A 24,498-nucleotide genomic window follows, 5' to 3' on the forward strand; every position below is an offset into this window, starting at 1 on the left:
GTCAGACTGCGGTTTGTTGGGCCAGTGCATTGTCGAGCCGGATATGGCGTCGATCGCCAAAGCGGCGGGTCAGGCCGAGCCGGTCGAAGTATTCAAGAATCTGAATACTGCGCTTGCGCCCCAGGCCCACGGCATCGCGAAATGCGGCGACCTGAATCACCGGGTTATCGCTGGCCAGTTGCACCAGCATAGCCGCCAATCGGCGCACCAGTGTTTCGGTGTAAAACAGGTCAAGGACGATTTGATGCAGCAGTCCCAACCGGGCCATCTTGCGCAGCAGCAGGCGCACGGCAGCCTCGTCATGGCCAGTGGCTTTGGCCAGATCACGCACCCACGGCGGATCGAAACCCGCCTGTTCGAACAACGGCTGCAATTGTTGCCACAGGGTTTCGTCGTCCTCGCTCAAGCGCACCTGGTGATCGGGTAAATGCAGCCATGGGCCGCTTGCCGTCATTGCACCACTGGCCAGTAATTCGTCGAGCAGGCTGATAAAGGTCGACCGTTCCAGCACGCTGCCGGCGAAGCGACGCAGGCGATCCCGGTCCGGTCCCATCTGGTCCGGTTCGAGTTGATGAAAGCGTGCGAGGTGTTCCAGCAGCGGCGCTTTCAGCGCTTCCCAACGCACCCCGCTGAACAACAATGGCCCCTGCCGCGTATCGATGAGACGCACGTCATCGGGCAATTCCCAAGTCTCGCGCGAACGGTTGAACTGACGCTCCAGGCGCTGCGGATCGAGCCCGGTGTCGCTGTTGGCCAGCAGCGCTGGCAGTGCCGTTTCCAGGCTATTGGTGGTGGACAGCGCCTGTAGCTGCGCCAATCGCTCAGGGCTGCGACGATGTCGGGCCGGGGCGAACGGGTCCAGCACTTGGCCACCGCCGAGGGTGCGCTGAGCACTTTGGTCACGCAGGATCAAGCGGTCGCCCTTCACTGCCAACACCGGTGCATTGACCAGCAGTTGCGCGAACATCTGCTCCCCCGGGGCCAGGCTCGCGCCCTCCAGCAAGGCCACTCGCCCCGTGATGTCCCGAGTGCCGAGATGCACATGCACCGGTTGAAAGTGTTCGAAGCTTCGCGCTTCGCTGGCTAACACCGTCATCTCGATATCCAGGCGCTGAGTGGGCGCATGCAGCCATTCGGCCACCAGCCAATGGCCACGGTGGATCTGCTCCAGGGCCAGACGCTCGGCACTCAGGTTCAGCGCGACCCGCTGCCCAGCCGTTGCGCGGTCAGCGGCCTGGTTTTGCGCATGCAGGCCACGTACTCGCACCGGTTTGCCCTGCGGGCTCAACATCAGCGTATCGCCCACTGTCACCTGACCGGACAACGCCGTACCGGTCACCACGATGCCGGCGCCGGCCACGCTGAAGGCCCGATCAATCGCCAGACGAAAACCGCCGCCGGTGCTACGTTGAAGCACTTCACGCTGTGCCTCCAGCAAGGCCAGACGCAGTGTCTCGATGCCCTCGCCAGTGATACTCGACAGCGGGATTTGCGGCGCACCGTAATACGGGCCGGGCGCCAGTAATGCTTCGATCTGCTCACGAACAGCCTGCACCCGAGCCGGGTCAACCCGGTCGCACTTGCTGATTGCAATCAGTGCCCGAGGGATGCCCAGCAACTCGACAATCGCCAAATGCTCACGGGTTTGCGGCATGACGCCGTCATCGGCCGCCACCACCAGCAACGCCAGATCAATCCCCTGAGCACCAGCCAGCATGTTGTGGGTGAAGCGCTCATGGCCGGGCACGTCGATAAAACCGGTCAGGGCGGCGCCCGGTTCCAGCGCCGCATAGACATAGCCCAGGTCGATGGTCATACCGCGTTCGCGTTCTTCGCGGCGACGATCACCGGCCTGCCCGGTCAGAGCCTGGAGTAAGGAAGTCTTGCCGTGATCGATATGCCCCGCCGTGCCGACAATCACCCGTCCCGGCCCTCCTCCTGCAGTTGATCGAATTGCGCCAGCTGATTGAGCTGCGCCAGCCACGCGGCTTCGTCGTCGAGTTGACGCAGGTCGAGCCACAAGGCGTCATCGTCAATGCGACCGAGCACTGGAATGGGCAGTTGCCGTAATGCTGCCTCCAGCCCTAGCAATCGACGCCCACGCAGGCGTTTCGAAACCTTTGGCCGCAGGCATAACGCCGCGCTGGGCAACCGGGCCACGGGTTGGCTGCCACTGCCGATCATGCCCAGTGCCGGCACCGCGCTGACGCTCCAGCCATCGCCCAACACCTGCGCCAATGACGGTTGCAAGCGTTCGGCCTGGGCGAGGATGTCGGCTTGGGGCCGGGTCAATAGACGCAGACTTGGCAGTCGTTCGGCCAATCGATCGGGATCGCGGTACAGCGCCAATACGGCTTCTAGGGCGGCCAGGGTCAGTTTGTCGACTCGCAAGGCACGCTTGAGCGGGTTCTTTTTGATCCTGGAGATCAGGTCTTTGCGGCCGACGATCAATCCGGCTTGAGGCCCGCCGAGCAGTTTGTCGCCGCTGAAGGTGACGATGTCCGCGCCATCGAGCAGTGCCTGGCGCACCGTCGGTTCGGCGGGCAACCCCCAGCGTGTCAGGTCCAGCAGGCTGCCGCTGCCGAGGTCTTCGAGCAAGGGCAGTCCGTGGCTGTGAGCCAGCTGCGCCAATTCCGCCGTCGGCACTCTCGCGGTGAAGCCTTCGATGCTGTAATTGCTCGCGTGTACGCGCATCAGCAGACCACTGCGCGGGCCGATGGCGGCCTCGTAATCGCGCGCATGGGTGCGGTTGGTGGTGCCCACCTCATGCAACCGCACCCCGGCGCGGGCCATGATGTCGGGAATGCGAAACGCGCCGCCGATTTCGATCAGCTCACCTCGGGAGATGATCCCTTCCTTGCGTGCACCCAGGCTGTTGAGCGTCAGCAACACGGCGGCGGCATTGTTGTTGACCACCGTCACCGCTTCGGCGCCGGTCAGTTCGCAGATCAAGCCTTCGATCAAATCATCCCGGTCGCCGCGCTTGCCGCTGTGCAGGTCGAATTCCAGATTGAGCGGATAGCGCGCAGCCCGTTGCACCGCTTCAATGGCTTCTTCCGGCAACAACGCGCGACCGAGGTTGGTGTGCAGCACCGTGCCTGTGAGGTTGAACACCCGGCGGATCTGGCTGCGATGCTGAATTGCCAGACGCTCACCTGCCCTCCCCGCTAATACGTCGGGGGCGATTTCAATGGCGGCGAGTTCACCGTTGTGCACCGGCTCGCGCAAGTCATCGAGCAATTGCCGCAGGCCGGCCAGCAGTGCGTCGTGTCCGTAACGCTCGGCCAACGGTTGGCAGGCGGGATGGCGTAGCAGGCTGTCGATGGAAGGCAGCCGCAAGGTTTTGCCGGCGAGGGTTGCGGGCATCAGAGGCTCCCGGAAGCGAGTGACCGTCGCGTCTGAGTGTAGCCGCTGGGATCGATAAGCTCAGTCGCCTCCGGGCGCCAGCAGCAGATTGGGCGCTGGCCGCTGATAGCCTTCCTGCTCCAGACGCATGTCCAGCATCAGGCTGGACAGGTCCGCCGACAGGGCTTCGGCTTCGGCGTCGTTTTCCAGGTAGATCAGTTTCAGGTAGCTGTTGCAGCCGGGACAGACCTCCGCCCGCAGCGGTGCCTGATTGGCGGCGTGGCGATCATCCTCGAAGCTGACGTATTCAAGCCCCTTGCTCTGTTCGCAATACACACATTTGACCCGCACCACATGCCATTCGCAGGCACACAGCGAGCACACCAGATAACGCAAGCCGTTGTATTTGCCGCGATGACGAATCACCCCGGCCATCGCCGGCGAACCGCAGGCCGGGCATTGGCTGAGGCTGTCGCCATGCTGGTGCTGTAGATGGAGTTCAAGGTTGGGCGTGTTCAGCAGCCAATAACTCCAGGCCGCTTGCAGCGCGGCACCGAGAAACGGCACCAGCGCTGCCGGCAGCATTGAGTACTGGCCGCTGACCAGGGCAATCGCCCACGCCTTGAGCAGCCCAGGGTTCGCACTGCGCAACGTCGCCACGGCGTTTTCTACCGCCGAGTGTGGCAATGGCTGATAGCGCTGCAACAAGGCCTCGAGGTATGGCAGCCAAACGTTTTCGCGCACCAGACTGTCGGCGGCGAACGGCGGTAAGCCATGTTCTACGCACAACCGCAGGCGTTCGGGGTCGGGCATGGTCGCCACGAGCGGATCATCCATCAGCTGCTGCTGGACATGACACAACCCCGCGATCAAACGCAGATAGTCCGCCATGGGATGGCCGTCAGCCAAACGTTCCAGGCGCAACGCGCGCAGGGTGAACAGGTTGTTCGGCGGCAGGTACAAAAACGGCGGTGAACTCGCCGCCGCTTCTATTTGCCCGGGCTCGAGGATTGTGGCCAAGGGATCATCCTTTTTTGCTGATCGGTGGCTCTGGCGTTTCGTCGCCGGTCACTTCCCGGTACCAGAGCTCATGGTGTTTTCTCGCCCAGGCGCGGCTGACCCGGCCACGCACCATGGCGTGGACCGAACCACGAATCCAGATACCAGCATAGACGTGGACGATGATGCTCAACACCAGGATGAACCCTGCCAGTGCATGCAGCAGCATCGCCCAGCGGATGCTGGTGATGCCGAAGTACGCACTGAACCAGGCACGCCAGATCACCAATCCGCTGAATAGCAGCACCAGCATGCAGATCAACAATACCCAGAACAGCAGCTTCTGCCCCGGATTGTATTTACCGATGGGCGGCACGCCCTCCTCCTCGTTACGGATCACATGCCCGACACGCCTGAGCCACAGCCGGTCGTTGGTGATGAAGTAGTTCGCCCGCCAGAAACTGCACACCAGGCCGAGGAACAGCACAAACATCGTCACGCCCAGGTACGGATGCAGAATGCGCGTCCACGAACCGCCGCCAAACAGGTTGCTGAGCCAGAACAGCCCCGGATGGAACAAGGCCAGCCCCGACAGCGCCGCCATGAGAAACAGAATTGCCACCAGCCAGTGATTGGTGCGCTGGTTGACGGTGTATCGCACGATTGGTTTGTCGTTCATGGCCTGTCCTCCCCGCCGGGTTTGCTTGGATCGAAGGTGTGCACCGACGGATCGAACTCATGCACGGCAGGGTCGACGGTGGTCGGATGTTCGTCCTCCTCGACCAGTTGTGGCCCGACGCGCACGTAATGGAAGAACCCGGCCAGCACCGCCGCGCCCATGGCCAGCAACGCCAGGGGTTTGCTCAGGCCTTTCCACAGGTCCACCAGCGGACTGATCGCCGGGTGATCCGGCAAACCGGCATACAACCTGGGCGTGTCGGCATGGTGCAGCACATACATCACGTGAGTGCCGCCGACGCCCGCGGGGTCATACAAACCGGCGTTGTCGAAGCCGCGGCTCTTGAGGTCGACGATGCGTTCGGCGGCGTGTTCCTTCATGTCTTCCTTGGTGCCGAACACGATGGCGCCGGTCGGGCAGGTTTTCACGCAGGCCGGTTCCAGCCCCACCGCCACCCGGTCCGAACACAGCGTGCATTTATAGGCCTTGTGGTCCTTTTGCGAGATGCGCGGAATGTTGAACGGGCAACCGGTGATGCAATAGCCGCAGCCGATGCAGTGGTCCTGATCGAAGTCGACGATGCCGTTGGCGTGTTTGATGATCGCGCCGGGGCTCGGGCATGCCGCCAGGCAGCCGGGCTCGGCGCAGTGCATGCAGCCGTCCTTGCGGATCAACCATTCGAGGTTGCCGGCGTCGGTTTCATGCTCGGTGAAGCGCATCAGGGTCCACGTGTCTGCGCTGAGGTCGTGAGGGTTGTCGTAGGTGCCCAGGTTGTGACCGACATCGTCGCGTAGCTCGTTCCATTCCGAGCAGGCGACCTGGCAAGCCTTGCAGCCGATGCATTTGGTGGTGTCGATCAGCTTGGCCACTTCCCCTTGGGTACGCACCGAGGGCGGCACGGTGGTGGTGGCCGAACGGGCGATGATGTCTTGGCTGGCCATTTAGACTTTCTCCACGTTGACCAGGAATGACTTGGATTCCGGGGTCTGAGTGTTGCCATCGCCGAGGAACGGCACCAGGGTGTTGGTCAGGTAACCGTGGCGGGTGGCGCCGGTGAAACCCCAGTGCAACGGGATACCGATCTGGTGCACCACCTGATTGTTGACCTGCAGCGGACGAATCCGCTTGGTCACCACCGCCACCGCTTCGATATGTCCGCGCTTGGAACTGACCCTAACCCGGTCGCCAGCGGCAATCCCCTTCTCCTTGGCCAGCGCCTCGCCGATCTCGACGAACTGCTCGGGCTGGGTCACGGCGTTGATCGGGCAATGCTTGGTCCAGAAGTGGAAGTGTTCGGTCAGCCGGTAGCTGGTCGCCGCATAAGGGAAGTCCTTGGCCTGGCCCAGGGTGTCCCAGACCGAATCGAAGATCCGCCCGGCCGGGTTGCTGGTCGCCTGTTTGTTGTTGGGGTGCATCGGGTTGATGCCGATGGGCGTCTCGAACGGTTCATAGTGTTCGGGGAATGGCCCTTCGTTCATCTTGTCGAGGGCGAAGAACCGCGCCACGCCTTCGGGGTTCATGATGAACGGGTTCATCCCGGCTTCCGGCGGCACATCGACCTTGTAGTCGGGCACGTCGGTGCCGGTCCAGACCTTGCCGTTCCACCACACCAGGCGCTTTTTCGCATCCCACGGTTTGCCCTGAGGGTCGCACGAGGCGCGGTTGTAGAGAATCCGTCGGTTCGCCGGCCAGGCCCAGGCCCAGCCGAGGTTCTGCTTCATGCCGTAAGGATCACTGTTGTCACGACGGGCCATGTTGTTGCCCTGCTCGGTCCAGCTGCCGCAGAAGATCCAGCACCCGGACGCCGTGCTGCCATCGTCCTTGAGCTGGGCGAAACCGGACAGCTGCTGACCGGCCTTGACCACCGCGCCCGAAGCGTCGGTGACATCGGCGATGGCGTAGCCGTTGAATTCCCGGGCCAGTTCTTCCGGCGTCGGGTCATCCGGTACTTTGTAGGGCCAGTCGAGCTTGAGGATCGGCTCGGCCCAGGCGCCACCATTGGCCTGATAGCGCTGGCGCAGGCGCATGAACAGCTCGGCCATGATTTTCACGTCAGTGCGCGCCTGTCCCGGGCCGTCGGCCCCCTTCCAGTGCCATTGCAGCCAGCGGCCGCTGTTGACCAGCGAGCCGTTTTCTTCGGCGAAACAGGTGGTGGGCAGACGGATGACTTCGGTCTGGATGTCGGCCGTCTGCACATCGTTGTAAGGTCCGACGTTGCGCCAGAACTCCGAGGTTTCGGTGGCCAGCGGGTCCATCACCACCAGCCACTTGAGTTTGGCCAGTGCCTTCATCACCCGGTTCTTGTCCGGCAAGGCGGCGATCGGGTTGAAGCCCTGACACATGTAGCCGTTGACCTGGCCCTTGCCCATCATGTCGAACATTTTCAGGATGTCGTAGCCGGGAATATCCAGTTTCGGCAGCCAGTCATAGCCCCAGTGATTCTCGGCGGTGGCATTGGCGCCGTACCAGGCTTTCATCAGGCTGACGTGGAACTTGCCGTAGTTCTGCCAGTAGGACATCTGCCCGGGACGCAGCGGTTTGAGGGCGCGCTTGGCGATGTAGGCGTTGTAGTCCTGTTCGCTTTCGGATGGCAGAGTCAGGTAGCCGGGCAGCAGGTTGGACAGCAAGCCGAGGTCGGTCAGGCCCTGGATGTTGGAGTGCCCCCGCAAAGCGTTGACGCCCCCGCCGGGCATGCCGATGTTGCCCAGCAGCAGTTGCACCATCGCCGCGCTGCGGATCATCTGCGAGCCGATCGAGTGCTGGGTCCAGCCCAGGGCATAGAGAATCGTCATGGTCTTGCCCGGTTGCGCACACGTGGCAATCTCTTCCCAGATTTTCTTCATCGCGTCGGTGGGCATGCCACAGACCTGACTGGCCAGCTCCAGGGTGTAGCGGCTGTAATGCTGCTTCATCAATTGATAGACGCAGTGTGGGTCCTGCAAGGTCGGATCGACTTTGGCAAAGCCGTCCTCGCCGATCTCATACCCCCAGCCGGACTTGTCGGTGTAGCTGCGCTTGCTCGCGTCGTAACCGCTGAACAAGCCGTCCTCGAAACCGTAGCCGGCCTTGACGATGAACGACACGTCCGTATAGGCCCGCACGTATTCGTGCTGAATCTTGTCTTCGGTCAACAGGTAATTGATCAGCCCGCCCATGAAGGCGATGTCGGTGCCGGTGCGGATCGGTGCGTAATAGTCCGCTACCGAGGCCGTACGGGTGAAGCGCGGGTCGACCACAATCAGCCGCGCCTTGTTGTGGGCTTTGGCTTCGGTCACCCATTTGAAACCGCAAGGGTGTGCTTCTGCTGCGTTGCCGCCCATCACCAGAACCAGATTCGCGTTGGCGATATCGGTCCAGTGGTTGGTCATGGCACCACGGCCATACGTCGGGGCAAGACTTGCCACCGTCGGGCCATGTCAGACACGTGCCTGGTTATCGAACCCCAGCATGCCCAGACTGCGAATGACCTTGTGGGTGATGTAACCCGCTTCGTTGGACGAGGCCGAGGCCGCGAGGAAACCGGTGGTCAGCCAGCGGTTCACCGTTTGCCCCTGGGCGTTCTTCTCGATGAAGTTGGCGTCACGGTCGGCCTTCATCAGGTCGGCGATACGGTCCAGCGCTTCATCCCAGGAGATCCGCGTCCACTCCTTGGTGCCGGGCTTGCGCACTTGCGGGTATTGCAGACGGCTGGGGCTGTGAATGAAGTCGAGCAGGCCTGCGCCTTTTGGGCAGAGGGTGCCGCGATTGACCGGGTGGTCGGCATCGCCTTCGATGTGAATGATGCTCTGGGCGACATTCTTCGCATTGTCGCCCTGGCTGTACATGATCAAGCCGCAGCCGACCGAGCAGTACGGGCAGGTGTTGCGGGTTTCATGGGTATGGGCGAGCTTGAAATGACGCACTTGTTCGGCGAAGGCTGGCGTCGGGGCCATGCCCAGCGCGCCAAGGGTGGATCCTGCAAGGCCGAGACCAGCGACCTTGAAGAACTGACGACGGTTGAGGTCCATCGTGCACTCCTGATCAGGTGGAAGCCCGGTGCGTTGGCCGGGTTTTTCTGGACGATCACGGTGACGGCAACGGAACTACCGCCAATTAGAACTTTAGACAATGTTGTGCTGCGCGGTCTGAAAACCGACCGTCGGCGGCTTGCCGGTCATGCCCTGTTGCACAACTCGCCAGCAGTGAAGGTTGGCGCTTATCATGGCCGCCGGATTACCCCCTCTGCCTTTTATGAGACTGAGCATGACTTTCGATTTTGATCAGGTGTTCGACCGCCATGGCACCGGCAGTACCAAGTGGAGCCGCTACCCGGCCGACGTGTTGCCGATGTGGGTCGCCGACATGGACTTCGCCGCACCGCCGGCGATCATTCAGGCCCTGCAAAAACGCCTGGAACACCCGATGCTCGGTTACAGCGTGGCCCAGAATGACTTGCGTGACGCCATCGTCGCCGACCTGTGGGACAAGTACGCCTGGCGTGTGCAGCCCCAGGAACTGGTGTTCCTGCCGGGTATCGAATCAGGCTTCAACATGGCCCTGCATGCACTGGTTCAGCCGCAACAGAACGTGGTCGTGCAGACACCCAACTACCCACCACTGCGCCATGCGCCGGGCCACTGGCAGCTGAACAAGGTCGAACTGGACTTCAACGTGCTGGCCGATGGCACGTACGCCACGCCACTCGATGCCTTGCGCCAGGCTCTGCAAGGCGGTGGCGCGTTGCTGCTGAGCAACCCGCATAACCCGCTGGGCAAGGTCTTCCCTCGGGAAGAACTGCAAGCGGTTGCCGACATCTGCCTGGAACAGGATGCGTGGATCATCTCCGACGAGATCCATTCCGAGCTGTGCTTCGATGGGCGCGTGCATATTCCGACCGCCTCGCTCAGCCCGCAGATCGCCAAGCGCACCATCACCTTGATGTCGGCCAGCAAGGCCTACAACATCGCTGGCCTGAAGACTGCGTTCATGATCATTCAAGACGCAGCGCTGCTCCATCGCGTCAACCATGCCCGCTGCGGCATGGTCGACAGCGTCAACCCGCTGGGCCTGGAAGCCACCCGCGTCGCCTACAGCGAAGGCCGCCCATGGCTGACCGAACTCATGGCCTACCTGCAAAGCAATCGGGACTATCTGGTGGAGGCCGTTCGCACGCGGTTGCCGGGCGTGACCATGAACGTTCCCCAGGGCACTTATCTGGCGTGGCTCGATTGCACGGCACTGGGGCTGGACAACCCGCAGCAATTCTTCCTCGAACAGGCCAGAGTCGGGCTGAGCGCCGGGCTGGATTTCGGCGATCACGCCCAGCAATTCGTGCGCTTGAACTTCGGCTGCCCACGGGCGTTGCTGGAAGAAGGGATTGCGCGGATGGAGCGTAGTTTGCGCAACCGCTGACTCGTGCGGCAACCACGGATCAACTGTAGGAGCTGAGCTCCTACAGCGCGGATTATCGGTACACGTATTTGACGATGTAGGCGTACAGCTCGTTGTAGACGAAGTTCGGGACATAGCGGGCATGGGTCCGGGACTTATGCAACGCCACATGACACTCTTTGACCATTTCGTCCCGGTCGGTCATCGCGAAGACATGCTTGTCGATGATGCCGGAATAGACGCCGTGCGAAAAATGCGTGTTGAGTGTCGTCGAATCGATCGTTCCGTTGGCGGCCTTGGTGTAGGTGCTCTGAGCGCGCAAGACACGGTCTTTCAAACCACCAAACCCACGTTCGTACAAGATGATTTGCGAGCCGCTGATCGCCTTTGCGGCTGTCTCGAAGGCCGGGATGATCGCTTGTGCGTATCTCATGCTGGCCTCCAGCTTTGATGCCGGGAGAAATCTTTCCATTTCCTGATCTTCCAGGCTTTTCAGTGCTCTTTTGATGCTCGATACATGAGCGAACTCCTGATTGCAGGCGACGATGTGAGTTTCGAACTGGTAGCCGGCAGCCGTCGCCGTCGGTGGGAAAGCCGCGAAATCGATGCTGTCGAATGCACATTCCATGATGATGTTGTATTTGTTTTTAAAAGCCTCGGTGAAGATCTTCGTGCTCACATCCCGGACAAAAGCCTCCGTATGTTCATAAGCGTGCAGGACACCGAGTTTGATCATTTCTGCGTATTGAGGGTGTTTTTTTCGGTATTCGGGCAAGTACAGCCGGACATAATTGGCATAGCGGTTGGTGGGCAAAAGGCTTTTTTCCAGCAGATAGGTTTTACCCGAGCCCTGTACCCCCGCGACAATCAGCATCTTGGGGAGTGTTTCGGCGGTGATGCCACTGAATAATGTGGTGGTGATTTCAGTGAACGCTGCGGTGACTTGTTCTGGCGTGTAAGCGTAATTCGGTGCTACTGACATACCTTGATTTCCTTATCAAAGATTCGCTTGAAAGTGATTGCCTGCCCTTTGAATAAAGCGGTGTTTCGTTGTTTGTTCAAACGAGCGTGTCTTTCAAGATATGTCACTGTTTTACAAGGTAAAAACTCCTACAAACCAGAAGGAAATTGCGTCAGCTCAACGGACCACCAACGCGGCAGCAATTGCTTGACCTTACTCTCCCCAAACCGGTCGTCGATCAGCATCACCACCCCTTGATCCTCTCGTGTACGGATCACCCTTCCTGCCGCCTGCACCACTTTCTGCAGACCTGGAAACAGGTAGGTGTAGTCATAACCGGCACCGAAAATCGCCGCCATGCGCTGTTTCAGCTGTTCGTTGACCGGATTGAGTTGCGCCAGCCCCAGGGTGGCGATGAAGGCGCCAATCAAGCGGGCGCCGGGCAAATCGATGCCTTCACCGAACGCGCCACCCAGCACCGCAAAGCCGATGCCCTGCCCGTCGGCGGTGAACTGGTCGAGAAAGTCCTGACGCTGCGCTTCCCCCATGCCCCGGGACTGCGACCACAGCGTGATCTGCGGATACCGCTCGGCCAGCAACTGCGCCACTTGCTGCAAATAGTCGAAGCTGCTGAAAAACGCCAGGTAGTTGCCGGGGCGTTGACTGAACTGTTTGGCGATCAGCTCGACGATGGGCGCAAGGGAGGCCTGACGGTGGACGAACCGCGTGGATATCTGGCTGACGATGTGCACTTGCAGCTGATCGGCGTGAAATGGCGATTCCACATCGATCCATACCGTATTCGCCGGAGTGCCCAGCAAGTCGGCGTAGTAATGCCGAGGGCTCAGGGTCGCGGAAAACAGCACCGTGCTGCGCGCAGCAGTCAGGCGCGGGCGGATGAAACCGGCGGGCATCACATTGCGCAGGCACAGCTGCGACAGATTGCGCTTGCGCTCGAGGTCACGCTTGCTGATGTCGAACAGGAAATGCTCGTCGAACAGTTCAGCCACGCGGCCGAATTGCAGCATGTCGAAGTAAAAATTCTGCAACCCGCTGTCCAGGCCCTGAGGATGATCATTCAGGTAGTCGCCGATGCTTGCGCAGCACAAGGACAAGGCCTGAAGCAGTTTTTCCGGGGCTTTGTCGTAGGCCTGATAGGGGCCGAGTTGCTGATCGTGCAAGGCATTCCATTCACGATTGACTCGCTGCAAGGATCTCTTCAACGACTCGGGCGCGGTTTTTCGTACGCCGTTCAAAGTCGCCTGGTCGAGGCTGGCGCTGTACATTTGCCGGCCGCGCTCCACCAGGTTGTGGGCTTCGTCCACCAGCACCGCGACGTTCCAGTTATTGGCCTGGGCCAACCCGAACAGCAACGCGCTGAAGTCGAAATAGTAGTTGTAGTCAGCGACCACCACGTCCGCCCAGCGGGCCATTTCCTGGCTCAAGTAATAAGGACAAACCTCGTGCTGCAGGGCAACCTCGCGCAAGGCACTTTGGTTCAACAGACTCAATTGACTGGCGGCCTGACGCGCGTACGGCAGACGATCATAAAAACCCTGGGCCAACGGGCAGGATTCGCCATGACAGGCCTTGTCCGGGTGCTCGCAAGCCTTGTCCCGGGCGATCATCTCGAGCACTCGCAACGGCTGTGCATCGGCACTGTCGAGGATGACCTGAGCAGCGTCCAGCGCCAATTTGCGCCCCGGGGTTTTCGCCGTGAGGAAAAACACCTTGTCCAGTTGCTGCGGCGCCAGGGCCTTGAGCATCGGGAACAGCGTGCCAATGGTCTTGCCGATACCGGTCGGCGCCTGGGCCATCAGACAGCGGCCGGTGCTGACTGCCTTGAACACCGATTCGGCCAGATGCCGCTGGCCAGGGCGAAAATCGGCATGGGGAAAGCTCAGCTGTCGAGCCGCCAGATTGCGCCCTTCGCGATGGGCCATTTCCTGCTCGGCCCAGTGCAGGAACAACCCGCAGTGGTGCTCGAAGAACAGCTGCAAGTCGGCGGCGCTGAAGGTCTCGACCAGACAGGTTTCCTTCTCGCTGACGATGTCGAAGTACACCAGCGCCAGGTCGATCTGCGCCAAATCCAGTTTCTGGCACATCAACCAGCCATAGACTTTCGCCTGCGCCCAGTGCAACTGCCGGTGGTTGGCCGGCTGCTTGCTCAGGTCGCCCCGGTAGGTTTTGACTTCTTCGAGGCAGTTTTGCCCCGGATCGTAGCCATCCGCCCGGCCTTTCACGCTCAAGGTTCGATATTGGCCCTCAAGTGCGACCTCGTTCTGGTAACCCTCGCTGCGTCGTGACGCCACGGTGCGATGGCCGACAATGCCTTCCAGCGCGGTTGGCGACGGGGTGAAACGCAGGTCGAGGTCGCCGACCTTGGCGGTGAATTCACACAACGCCCGCACCGCGATGCTGTAGCTCAAGCGCCCTGCTCCACCCATTGCACGTAGCAAACGGCGATGGGCATCTGGTGCTCGTGACAGAACTCCAGCCAGCGCAATTGGTTGTCTTGCAGGCGATCGCCGGGGCCTTTGACTTCGATCATTCGGTAGGTTTTGTGTTGCGGCCAGAACTGGATCAAGTCCGGCATGCCGGCGCGGTTGGCCTTGATGTCGAGCAGCAGTCGATTGAACCAGTGCTTGAGGTGTTCGGCGGGCAGACAGTCGAGCGCCTGCTCCAGCAGTTCCTCGCTCAGCGCGCCCCAGAATACGAACGGCGACTGCACGCCCCACTTGGCGGTGTAACGCTCGCGGATGGTCTGGGCGTAACGCCCGTCATCGAGTTCGGCGAGGCAGGCCTGGAACAGATCCGCGCGCCGCGCATGAAAGTCTTCGTTGTGCAGGTCCACCGGGCCGCGCTGGAATGGGTGAAAAAACGCCCCCGGCAACGGGGCGAAGATCGCCGGCCAGCACAGCAACCCGAACAGCGAGTTGATCAGGCTGTTCTCGACGTAATGCACCGGTGCCGACTCGTCCGCCAGATGCGCCTGAACGTAATACTCCACCGACAATGCCGGGTCGTGCCTGGGCAATTGCAGGTCCAGGCGCTGCATGGGCCGCGGGGCTGGCCGCTTGATCGGCGGCCCGCCCAGTTTGCGCCGCAGCCTGGGCAGCACACGCAATAAATGCTGATGTTCGGTGGCGCTTTCCGGGGTTTGCTCGGCGTGGCTCGCCAAATCCATGGCCAGTTGAAATTCACCACAGCGCTCCAGCACGCGAATCAGCCGCAGGCGTGCGCCGGGGTAGGCGCAATCGCGGTAGAGGCCCAGGGCGGTGGAAAAATCCGCCATGCGTTCGCAGTGCTGAGCGATCTGGAACAGCAGCTTGGCCCGACGTCTTTGCAGCCAGGGATTGGCGAGTTCCAGCCTGTTGATCTGCTCGACAACCACCGCCACCTCTTCACCGGCCTCGAAATGCTGCTGACAGCTGTGCAGGAACAGGCAGGCGTCGACGTCTTCGCGGCTGCGCAAGCCTCGGGACTCGGCGCAAAACTCGACTTTTTCGTAGGTGTAGATGCCCAGGTCAGCCAGAACGAATTCCGACCAATCCTGGTAAAGATTGCCGAAGAACATCAGGCGCAACCGATCGCACAGGCCCATGACGGTCAGGCTGAACAACCGGTCATCCAGTGCCGGGCACCACTGGGCAAAACTTTGCTCTTCAGGAAACTGCTCGCTCAGGGCCGGCAGCCAATCGCTCTTTTTGCCTTTCGGTTGATCGATCGCATCGCCAAAACACTGGAGAATCTCGGCCTTGAGCAGCACCTCGAACACCTCCTCGACAGGCAGCGGCGACTGTTCGTCGATCCAGCCCAAAGCCAGTAGCGGCGCCGCGGCGCTGGCGATGTCGCCGATTTCGACGTAACTCAGTTTGCCGACCCTGAAATGCACGCCCTTGCGCATCACCAATCTGACCAGCAAAGCCTGGGACTCGCGGGGCAGTCGATTGAAGTCGCGGATGAAGTCCTGCTCTTCGATGCTGAGTACATCGGCATAACGATGCTCAAGCCAATCAAGCACTTGCATGAAGTTGTTCAAGTAATAGAACGGGTCGTCGAGGGGATTTACAATCACGGGCAATCGGGCCATGGCAAGCGAATACTGGTTATGCGTACAGATACCAGCTATGCCCCACCCGGTGCAAACGGAAAAGGATAAGTGGCGACGCAATCGGACAATTTTCGGGTGACCATCGAACTTTCTGCCATTCCATCGCACCAACCGCGTTAGAAGCACAGTGAGGATTGATCTCGAACGAGGCGTTCGCACTGTTTTTATTGAGTGATGGAGGTGTGTATGAATATCAAGACTCTGGGTTTGCCTCTGGCGGCAGCGGCCTTTCTGGCCCTGACCGGTTGCTCGACGCCAACGGTCGTGACCCTGCAGAACGGCACCCAGTATTTGACCAAGGACATGCCGAACACCAAGGGCAAGGATGGCTTCTTCGAATTCGAAGATATTTCCGGGGCGAAAGTGAAAGTCCGCGCCGATGACGTGGCCACGATTCGCAAGGAAGACTGATCCCCTGCGTTCGGCCGTAGCAGCCTCGCAAGCTCGACAGCTGCTACACAAGGAGTGCGTCGCAGGCTTTAAAGCGCTTGCGCAATCGCCTTGCCGACCTCCTGAGTCGAGCCCTGCCCGCCCAGGTCCGGGGTGATTGGCCCTTCTGCAATCACCCGTTCAATCGCCCGCAGAATCCCGTCGTGCGCGGCGCGATAGCGCTCATCGCCGTTGCCCAGAAAATCCAGCATTAACGCGCCGGACCAGATCATCGCGATCGGGTTGGCGATGTTGCGCCCGTAGATGTCCGGGGCCGAGCCGTGCACCGGTTCGAACAGCGATGGAAAACGCCGCTCGGGATCGAGGTTGGCCGACGGCGCAATGCCGATGGTGCCTGCGCAGGCAGGTCCCAGGTCGGACAGAATGTCGCCGAACAGGTTCGACGCCACCACTACATCGAACCGGTCCGGTTGCAGTACAAAACGCGCGCACAGGATGTCGATGTGCTGTTTGTCCCAAGTGATGTCCGGGTACTGCGCGGCCATCAATGCCGTGCGTTCGTCCCAGTACGGCATGCTGATGGAAATCCCGTTGGACTTGGTCGCCGCCGTCAGGCGTTTGCGCGGTCGGGTCTGGGCCAGGTCGAAGGCGAACTTGAGAATCCGGTCCACGCCGCGCCGGGTGAATACCGACTCTTGCAGCACGAATTCATGCTCGGTGCCTTCGAACATCTTGCCACCGACCGAGGAATACTCGCCTTCGGTGTTCTCGCGGATCACCACGAAATCGATGTCCCCCGGTTTGCGCCCGGCCAGCGGGCACGGCACGCCGGGAAACAGACGTACCGGGCGAATGTTCACGTATTGGTCGAAGTCGCGACGAAACTTCAGCAGTGAGCCCCACAAAGAAATGTGGTCTGGCACCTTGTCCGGCCAGCCGACGGCGCCAAAGTAGATCGCATCGAACCCCTTGAGCTGGTCGAACCAATCGTCGGGCATCATTTGCCCGTGTTCCAGGTAGTAATCGCAGTGAGCCCAGTCGAGCACTTCGATGCTCAGCTCCAACTGCCACTTCTTCGCGGCTTGCTCCAGTACCCGCAACCCTTCCGGCAGGACTTCCTTGCCGATGCCATCGCCGGCAATCGCGGCGATTCTGAATGTCTTGCTCATCAATCGTGCCCCCGTGTCCGTTAATTACAGCCCGCCGATGTGGAAAGCTTTGACTTCAAGGTATTCATCCAGCCCGTACTTGCTGCCTTCACGGCCCAGCCCAGACTGCTTGATGCCGCCGAACGGCGCGACTTCCATGGAAATGAGCCCGGTGTTGAGGCCGACCATGCCGAACTCCAGCGCCTCGCCGAACCGCCAGGAACGGCGCAAATCCTGAGTGAAATAGTAGGCGCCCAGGCCGTAAGGCGTGGCATTGGCCAAGGCCAGCGCTTCGGCCTCAGAGGTAAACCGCATCAACGGCGCCACCGGGCCGAAGGTTTCTTCGTTGGCCAGCAGCATGCCGGCGTGGGTGTCGCCAAGGACGGTCGGCTGAACGAACTGGTTGTCGCCTTCAGGAATGCCGCCGCAGAGCAAACGCGCGCCCTGGCTCAGGGCATCGTCGATGTGCCGGGCGACCTTGCTCACCGCCGCCGGGTTGATCAGCGGGCCGATGGTCACGTCGGCGTCCAGGCCATTGCCGACCTTGAGTTTGCCCACCTCCTCCACCAGTCGCTGGGCGAAACGTTCGTAGATGCCATCCTGCACCAGAATGCGGTTGGCGCAGACGCAGGTCTGCCCGGCGTTGCGGAATTTGCTGAGCATGATCCCGGTTACCGCCTGCTCCAGGTCGGCGTCGTCGAACACAATGAACGGCGCGTTGCCGCCCAGTTCCAGGCTCAAGCGCTTGATGTGCTCAGCGCTCTGACGCATCAGCAGCCGACCGACCGCAGTGGAGCCGGTGAAGGAGATCTTGCGCACCGTCGGATTGCCGGTCAGTTCTTCGCCGATGCCGGCGGGCATGCCGGTCAGCACGTTGAACACCCCGGCCGGAATGCCGACGCGTTCGGCGAGTACTGCCAGGGCCAGGGCCGACAGCGGGGTCAAGTCCGAGGGTTTGACGATGATCGGGCACCCGGCGGCCAGGGCCGGCGCGCACTTGCGGGTGATCATCGCGTTGGGGAAATTCCACGGGGTGATCGCGGCGCACACGCCGACCGGTTGCTTGAGGGTCAGCAGGCGGCGGTCGCCGCTGGGGGCCGGTATGGTTTCGCCGTAGACCCGGCGGGCCTCTTCGGCGAACCATTTGACGAACCCGGCACCGTAGCGGATTTCACCCTTGGCTTCGTTCAGAGGTTTGCCCTGCTCGCAGGTCATGATCAAGGCGAGGTCGTCGAGGTTATCGATCATCGCCTGATACCAGCGCTCCAGCAGCGCCGCCCGTTCTGCTGCCGGGCGTGTGCGCCACGCCGGCCAGGCCCGTTCGGCGGCCTCGATGGCGCGCCGGGTTTCCGTGCCCTGCATGGCCGGCACCCGGGCGAGTAACTGGCCGGTGGCCGGGTCGATGACGTCCAGGGTCGCGGCGTTATCGGCGCCGATCCACTGCCCGTCCACATAAGCGAGTTCTGCCAGAAGGCTGGGGTCTTTCAAACGATTCTTGAGCATGGTCGAGTCCTGATCCGAGACAATTCCAGTCTAGGGAGGTGCCACGGATAAGGATGCTGAAAGCGTTTGATGGGCAGTGTTGGATGCTGAAATTCGCGGTGGGACGGCAGGCTCTACCGGCAAGCACAAATCAAAAGATCTTGACGATCTCAAAGTTTCAGGGAGCCCAGCAACCCCTCCAGAAACCGCTCCCCAGCCTGCATCTGGCTGATCTCGATGAACTCGTCCGGCTTGTGCGCCTGTTCGATCGAGCCCGGGCCGCAGACCACCACCGGTACGTCCAGACGCTGCTTGAACAACCCGCCCTCGGTGCCGAACGAGACTTTGGCGGTGCCGGTGTCCGGCGCGGCGAAGTTTTTCAGGAAGCGCACCGCTTCAACGCTCGGATGGGTATCGAGGCCCGGATAGACGTTGAGGGTTTCGATCTCGATGTCTGCCACGCTGGACAGCTTTTTCGCCTCGCGCACGATCACTTCGGCACGCTCGCGCATCTGCTCCAGGAACTGATCCAGATCGTCCGCCGGCAAGTTACGTACCTCGAAATCCAGGGTGCACAGGTTCGGCACGATGTTCAGCGCCTTGCCGCCGACAATCTGCCCGACGTGCACGGTGCTGTAAGGCACGTCGTAATCGGCATCCTGTGCGCCCTGCTCTTGCAGTTGCTGCTGGCTCTGACGCAGAGCCGCGATGAAATCGCAGGCCACGTGAATCGCATTGACCGAACGCGGCGCCAACGAGGAATGCGCTTCCAGGCCACGGCAATAAGTGCGGTAAGACCCCTTGCCCTTGTGCCCCAGCACGAACTGCATGTTGGTCGGCTCACCGATCAGGCACAAAAACGGCCGTACCGGCGCCAGGTGCAGCACGTCGAGTAAACGTCGTACACCGACGCAGCCGGTTTCTTCGTCATGGGACAAGGCGATTTGCAGCGGTCGGCTCAACGAATGGTCGGCGGCATCGAGCATGGCGTCGATGGCCAACGCGATAAACCCCTTCATGTCGCAACTGCCGCGCCCGTAGATCCGCCCGTCCTGCACCGTCGCCTCAAACGCCGGCAAGGTCCAGGCCTGCCCCGCCGCCGGTACTACGTCGGTGTGGCCGGACAACAGAATGCCCGGTAACTCTTTAGGGCCGGTGCTGGCGAACAGGTTGGCCTTTTTACCCGTTTCGTCCTTGACGATCAGTGACTCGATGCCCTTGGTCAGCAGCAAGTCGCGTACGTACTCGATCAGGGCCATGTTCGACTCCGAAGACACGGTGTCAAAGGCCATCAGGCGTTTGAGAATATCCAGTACACGGGGTTTCATGAGGCCCTGCTCCTTTGCTCAGTTGTCCGTTGCTCGGCTGAAGGGGTGAACCGGCGGATCGAGAACGGCTCAATCGAAGTGCTGGTGCTGCCGGTGCTGATCAGTTCGGCCATCACGTCGCCGACACCGGGGCCGAGCTGGAAGCCATGACCGCAGAAGCCGAACGCGTAATACAAACCGTCAACGTTGCCGCTGGGGCCCATCACCGGCAGGGAATCGGGCAAGTAGCCTTCAATGCCGCTCCACACGCGGATGATGTTCAGGTTGCCGACGCCTGGCAGCAGGCGACGCATCTGGTCCATCTGATTAAGAATGCTGCGCGGCTCGACATAGGCGCGGCGGTTGAGCATGTCCGGTTTGCTGCGGTAGCCGCCACCGATGATGATGTTGCCGCGCGGGATCTGGCGGAAGTAGATCACTTCTTCGGGGATCTTGGTGTACACGCCGATCACCGTTGGCAAGGCGTACGGCACCGGTTCGGTCACGGCCATTTGTGGGCCGTTGGTATCCAGCGGCACCGGTTCGCCGAACTGCGCCGAGAGTTTCTGGCCCCAGGCGCCGGCGGTGATCAGCAAGCGCTCGGCGCCGAACTGGCGACCGTCGGTGGTGGTCACCGTGAACTCGCCGGCAATTTTCTGCACTTCAGCGACTTCAGTCTGTTCCTCGATCCGCGCCCCGAGGCGGCGGGCAGCCCGGGCAAACGCCGGTGCGGCCAGACGCGGGTTGGCGTGGCCATCGTGGGGCGCATAGGAGCCGCCCTTCACGTCCGGCCCGAGAAACGGAAAGCGCTGGTGCAGCTCGGCGCCACGATAGATTTTCAAATCCAGCTGCGCCGCCTCGGGCGCTGCCGCATAGGCTTCCAGTTCGGGAATTTCATCCTCGCGGTAACACACGCGCATGTGCCCGCTGGCGATGAACTCGAGGTCGTCGTCGATCAGCTCTGGCAAGCGTTTCCACAGCGCCCAGGAACGGTTGGCCAATTCCAGTTGACCGAGGAAGCGTCCCTGACGCCGGACGTTGCCGAAATTGACGCCGCTGGCGTACTGACCAATCTGGTCGCGCTCCAGCAGAATCACCGACTGCCCGCGCTGGCGCAGGAAAAACGCCGCCGCCGAGCCCATCAGGCCGCCGCCAACAATCACTACATCGGCTTTGTGTAGCGTCATGGCGACACCTCCTCGGTGAGCATCGAAAGGGGTTTGACCGGTGCCTGTCCACGCTGCCGACCGACCTGTTGCACGCTGACGCCTGCCGCCGCCGCGATCACTTCGGCCCCGGCCTGGGAGCAATAACGCCCCTGGCAGCGGCCCATGCCGACCCGGCTGAAGGCCTTGGCCCGATTGACTTCACAGGCCCCCTTCTCGCTCACGGTACGGCGCAACTCGCCGGCGCTGATCATCTCGCAGCGACAGACGATGGCTGAGTCCGGCAAGGCTTTGGCTTGATCCGCCGGCCAGGGAAACGCCTGGGCCAGACCGAGGCGAAACTCATCCATCACCGCCAGCGCGTGGCGTTGTTCGTCACGCAAGCCGGCGTTCACCGGTTGCTGCAGATCCTCCAGCAACGCCATCGCCGCCAGGCGCCCGGCGTGCTCGGCGGCATCGGCGCCGCGAATCTTCGAACCGTCCCCGGCGGCATACACACCGTTGACCGAGGTGCGGCCCTCTTCATCGACGGCCAGCCACCACTGGCTGGAGGCCTCATCGAAGCGCATGCGACAACCGGCCAGATCGGCCAGTTGGGTTTCCGGGCGCAAGTGATAACCCAACGCCACAGCATCACAATCCACCGTTAACGTCTCACCGCGCGCGGTACGCACCCGCACACCACTGACCCCGCTGGCTGCATCGCCTTGCACCTGAAGCGGCGAAATCCCCAGATGCACCGGAATTTTCGCCCGGTACAACTGCGCCAGTAACTTCATCCCGGTGAACAGCAATCCCGGACGCGCCATCAGCTTCGGCACTGCCGCGATGCGCTTGCTGAGGGGTGAAGTGTCGAGCACCGCCGCCACATTCGCGCCTGCTTTGACGTATTGGCTGGCGACCAGATACAGCAACGGCCCGCTGCCCATGAACACCACGCGGTGGCCGATGGAAACCGCCTGGGACTTGAGCGCGATTTGCGCCCCGCCAAGGCTGTAGGTGCCTGCCAACTGCCAGCCTTCGATCGGCATCAAGCGGTCGGTGGCACCGGTGCAGAGGATCAGCGCATCGTAATCCACCGTCGAGTGCTTGCCCTGGCTGACGCAGCACAATTGCCCTGGCGTCAGGTTCCACACCAGCGTGTCGGGGCGGTAGTCGATTTGCCCGCGCAATCGGTCGAAACTCTGGTGCAGATTCTTGGCCTTGGCCGCTTCGGTGCCATACAGGGTGGCGTAGTCCCGGGTAAAACCTTCGGGCTGGCGACGGTAGATCTGCCCGCCATCCCGGCGATTCTCATCGATCAGGATCGGTTTCAAGCCAGCCGCCAGCAGCGTTTCGGCACAGCGAATGCCGGCCGGCCCGGCGCCGACAATAACCACTCGTTGAGCGCTCAGCCGTGCAGTGGCCATATTGCCTCCGGTTGTGTGGTGACGATGTCCAGCCCTTCGCGGACTTCATTGGAACAGGCGCGCAGGCGCTCGCCGCTGCGGGTCCAGACCCAGCAATCCTGGCAAGCGCCCATCAGGCAGAAACCGGCGCGGCGGCCCGAGTCGAATTCCGATTGGCGCAGCGCCGAGCCCTGGGTCAGCAACGCGACCATTAATGTGTCGCCCTGCAACGCCTCAATGGGCGAACCGTCCACCGTCAGCTTGACGGTCGGCCGGCCCTGCTCGGCCAGCCTCACAAAACGCCCTTTCATGCATAAGCTCCCAGGCTCATGGTGGATAAACCCTGCTGTGTTTTCAGCAACTCGGCACTGTCGTGATGACAAAGAATTTCGCTACCGCCGTCGATGATCCGCCGGTTCGGCGCGGTGCGATTGCACAGGCCGTCGACCCGCACCGGGCAGCGACTGAGAAAGGTGCACAGCTCTGGCACATTGGCCTTGGCGCCAATCGGCGGTAGCGTGCCGCAGGTGGTGCCGCAGTTTTCCAGCCAGCCCTGACGCAGTTCCGGCACCGAATGGATCAACAGGTCGGTGTAGGGATGGAACGGTGCCTGGGCAAACGCCTGCCGGCTGCCGGCCTGAACCTTGTGGCCGCTGTACATCACCACAATGTCGTCGCACAGCGCGCGTACCGTGGAAATGTCATGGCTGATGAACAGATACGACACGCCCAGTTGCTGACGCAGGTCGCGCAGCAGTTCGAGAATCGCCGCGCCGACCACGGTGTCCAGCGCCGAGGTCACCTCGTCGCAGAGGATCAGGTCCGGTTTGGCCGCCAGGGCACGGGCCAGGTTGACCCGCTGTTTTTGCCCGCCGGAGAGTTCATTCGGACGGCGTTCGGCCATGGCGCGGGGCAAGCGCACCAGGTCCAGCAGTTCGCCGATGCGCTCGCGCAGCGCGGCGCCCTTGAGGCCGAAGTACATTTTCAGCGGACGGCTCAGAATAGTGCTGACGCTGTGCATCGGGTTGAGCGCGGTGTCGGCATTCTGGAACACCATCTGAATCCGGCGGAACTGCTCATCGGTGCGCTCGGACAGGCTGCCGCCCAGTGGCTGGCCATCGAAGGTCAGGCCGCCCAAGGCCGGCGTCAGCAACCCGGCCACCACCCGCGCCAGCGTCGACTTGCCGGAACCCGACTCACCGATCACGCCAATGGCCTGGCCCCGGCGCACGGTCAGGTCGATGTCTTCCAGCACGCGAATCGACGGCATGCCTTGCAGGTTCTTGTTGCCGTAACCGGCGGTCAGCCCCTGGATGGTCAGCAGCGGTGTTTCTTCAGCGATGCCGCAAGGTGGGCGGATCGTCGTGTCCGGGCGGGCCGCCAGCAGCAGGCTGCGGGTGTATTCGTGGGCCGGGGCCTTGAGCAGCGGCGCGGTGGCGCTCTGCTCGAAAATCTGTCCGCCGTTGAGCACGACGATCTGATCGGCCATTTGCGCGACGACCGCCAAATCATGGGACACATAGACCGCCGTCGCCCCACGTTCGCGGACCACCCGCTTGAAAGCGCGCAGCACGTCGATCTGCGTCGTCACGTCGAGGGCGGTGGTCGGCTCGTCGAGCACCACCAGCAGCGGATCGCTGATCAGCGCCATGGCCGCCATTACCCGTTGCAACTGCCCGCCGGATACTTGGTGCGGGTAACGCTGGCCAATGTGATCGGGATCCGGCAAGGCCAGATCGCGGAACAGTTCGATGGCTTTGGCTTCCAGCACGGCCCGGCTACCCAGGCCGTGAATCAATGCGCCCTCCACCACTTGATCGATCAGTTTTTTCGCCGGGTTGAACGCAGCGGCGGCGCTCTGGGCAATGTACGACACCCGATTGCCGCGCAGGCCTTGCAGTTCGCTTTCGCTCAACGCCAGCATGTCGTGTTCGCCGACTTGCACCACGCCGGACGCCAATCGACAACCGCGTCGGGCATAGCCGAGCAACGCCAGCGCTATGGTGGTCTTGCCGGAGCCGGACTCACCGATCAACGCCAGCACTTCACCTTTGGCCAGGGAGAAGCTCACGCCTTTGACGATCTCCACTTCGCCACGCTCGCCGCAAGCGACCACGCGCAGGTCTTCGACTCGAATCAAATCACTCAT

The 24,498-nt window shown here is 61.8% G+C and carries 18 protein-coding genes; 2 read left to right on the forward strand and 16 right to left on the reverse strand.

Translation table 11 applies throughout. The annotated features are described in order from the left end of the window. Window position 1: 1 nt before the first annotated feature. From selB to fdnG, 6 genes are read right to left on the reverse strand one after another with little or no spacing between them, the layout of a single operon-like run. Window positions 2-1,921 (reverse strand): selenocysteine-specific translation elongation factor, encoded by a 1,920-nt coding sequence (gene selB / locus AC07VO_RS01795; protein ID WP_192350526.1) that lies wholly within the window; start codon window positions 1,919-1,921, stop codon window positions 2-4. Then, entirely contained in the window at window positions 1,918-3,366 is a 1,449-nt protein-coding gene (selA, locus tag AC07VO_RS01800; protein WP_192350528.1) for an L-seryl-tRNA(Sec) selenium transferase, read from the reverse strand. Before selA ends, selB begins: the two co-directional genes overlap by 4 nt. 60 nt (window positions 3,367-3,426) lie before the next feature. Further along, a complete protein-coding gene (fdhE, locus tag AC07VO_RS01805; RefSeq protein ID WP_192350530.1) occupies window positions 3,427-4,365 on the reverse strand; it encodes a formate dehydrogenase accessory protein FdhE in 939 nt (312 codons plus the stop codon). Between the two features lie 4 nt (window positions 4,366-4,369). After that, window positions 4,370-5,023, reverse strand: a complete 654-nt coding sequence (locus AC07VO_RS01810; RefSeq protein WP_310392306.1) for a formate dehydrogenase subunit gamma — start codon at window positions 5,021-5,023, stop codon at window positions 4,370-4,372. Then, window positions 5,020-5,964, reverse strand: coding sequence for a formate dehydrogenase subunit beta (gene fdxH, locus AC07VO_RS01815; RefSeq protein ID WP_192350532.1), 945 nt, complete (start codon window positions 5,962-5,964; stop codon window positions 5,020-5,022). The genes AC07VO_RS01810 and fdxH overlap by 4 nt, the downstream gene beginning before the upstream one ends. After that, window positions 5,965-9,030, reverse strand: a complete 3,066-nt coding sequence (gene fdnG, locus AC07VO_RS01820) for a formate dehydrogenase-N subunit alpha (protein WP_140393609.1) — start codon at window positions 9,028-9,030, stop codon at window positions 5,965-5,967. A gap of 235 nt (window positions 9,031-9,265) precedes the next feature. Here fdnG and AC07VO_RS01825 point away from each other — a divergent pair, with 235 nt between their 5' ends. After that, window positions 9,266-10,414, forward strand: a complete 1,149-nt coding sequence (locus tag AC07VO_RS01825) for a MalY/PatB family protein (RefSeq protein ID WP_192350533.1) — start codon at window positions 9,266-9,268, stop codon at window positions 10,412-10,414. Between the two features lie 52 nt (window positions 10,415-10,466). Here AC07VO_RS01825 and AC07VO_RS01830 read toward each other — a convergent pair whose 3' ends face one another. From AC07VO_RS01830 to AC07VO_RS01840, 3 genes are all read right to left on the reverse strand, one after another. Beyond that, entirely contained in the window at window positions 10,467-11,375 is a 909-nt protein-coding gene (locus tag AC07VO_RS01830) for a zeta toxin family protein (protein ID WP_192350534.1), read from the reverse strand. Between the two features lie 128 nt (window positions 11,376-11,503). Further along, on the reverse strand, window positions 11,504-13,783 hold the full coding sequence (locus AC07VO_RS01835; RefSeq protein WP_192350535.1) for an ATP-dependent DNA helicase: 2,280 nt from the start codon (window positions 13,781-13,783) through the stop codon (window positions 11,504-11,506). Beyond that, a complete protein-coding gene (locus tag AC07VO_RS01840; RefSeq protein WP_192350536.1) occupies window positions 13,780-15,447 on the reverse strand; it encodes a VRR-NUC domain-containing protein in 1,668 nt (555 codons plus the stop codon). The genes AC07VO_RS01835 and AC07VO_RS01840 overlap by 4 nt, the downstream gene beginning before the upstream one ends. Window positions 15,448-15,654: 207 nt before the next feature. Between AC07VO_RS01840 and AC07VO_RS01845 the strand changes: the two genes are divergently transcribed. After that, window positions 15,655-15,879, forward strand: coding sequence for a YgdI/YgdR family lipoprotein (locus tag AC07VO_RS01845; protein ID WP_018925975.1), 225 nt, complete (start codon window positions 15,655-15,657; stop codon window positions 15,877-15,879). 68 nt (window positions 15,880-15,947) lie between these two features. Here AC07VO_RS01845 and AC07VO_RS01850 read toward each other — a convergent pair whose 3' ends face one another. The 7 genes from AC07VO_RS01850 to AC07VO_RS01880 form a co-directional block, all read right to left on the reverse strand. Further along, window positions 15,948-17,027 carry a tartrate dehydrogenase gene (locus tag AC07VO_RS01850; protein WP_192350537.1) on the reverse strand — a complete coding sequence of 360 codons (1,080 nt, stop codon included), beginning with the start codon at window positions 17,025-17,027 and terminating at the stop codon, window positions 15,948-15,950. A 24-nt stretch (window positions 17,028-17,051) separates the two neighbouring features. Next, window positions 17,052-18,509: an NAD-dependent succinate-semialdehyde dehydrogenase gene (locus AC07VO_RS01855; RefSeq protein ID WP_192350539.1), complete on the reverse strand. Its 1,458-nt coding sequence runs from the start codon at window positions 18,507-18,509 to the stop codon at window positions 17,052-17,054. 149 nt (window positions 18,510-18,658) lie between these two features. Next, entirely contained in the window at window positions 18,659-19,816 is a 1,158-nt protein-coding gene (gene argE / locus AC07VO_RS01860) for an acetylornithine deacetylase (protein ID WP_019578987.1), read from the reverse strand. Further along, window positions 19,813-20,982 carry an NAD(P)/FAD-dependent oxidoreductase gene (locus AC07VO_RS01865; RefSeq protein ID WP_018925979.1) on the reverse strand — a complete coding sequence of 390 codons (1,170 nt, stop codon included), beginning with the start codon at window positions 20,980-20,982 and terminating at the stop codon, window positions 19,813-19,815. Before AC07VO_RS01865 ends, argE begins: the two co-directional genes overlap by 4 nt. Next, on the reverse strand, window positions 20,979-22,370 hold the full coding sequence (locus tag AC07VO_RS01870; protein WP_064617981.1) for an FAD/NAD(P)-dependent oxidoreductase: 1,392 nt from the start codon (window positions 22,368-22,370) through the stop codon (window positions 20,979-20,981). Before AC07VO_RS01870 ends, AC07VO_RS01865 begins: the two co-directional genes overlap by 4 nt. Continuing rightward, on the reverse strand, window positions 22,352-22,660 hold the full coding sequence (locus tag AC07VO_RS01875) for a (2Fe-2S)-binding protein (RefSeq protein ID WP_018925981.1): 309 nt from the start codon (window positions 22,658-22,660) through the stop codon (window positions 22,352-22,354). Before AC07VO_RS01875 ends, AC07VO_RS01870 begins: the two co-directional genes overlap by 19 nt. After that, complete coding sequence (locus AC07VO_RS01880; protein ID WP_064617983.1) at window positions 22,657-24,498, reverse strand: ABC transporter ATP-binding protein; 1,842 nt, start codon at window positions 24,496-24,498, stop codon at window positions 22,657-22,659. The genes AC07VO_RS01875 and AC07VO_RS01880 overlap by 4 nt, the downstream gene beginning before the upstream one ends.

It is taken from the genome of Pseudomonas sp. GW821-FHT03E01 (assembly GCF_059420765.1).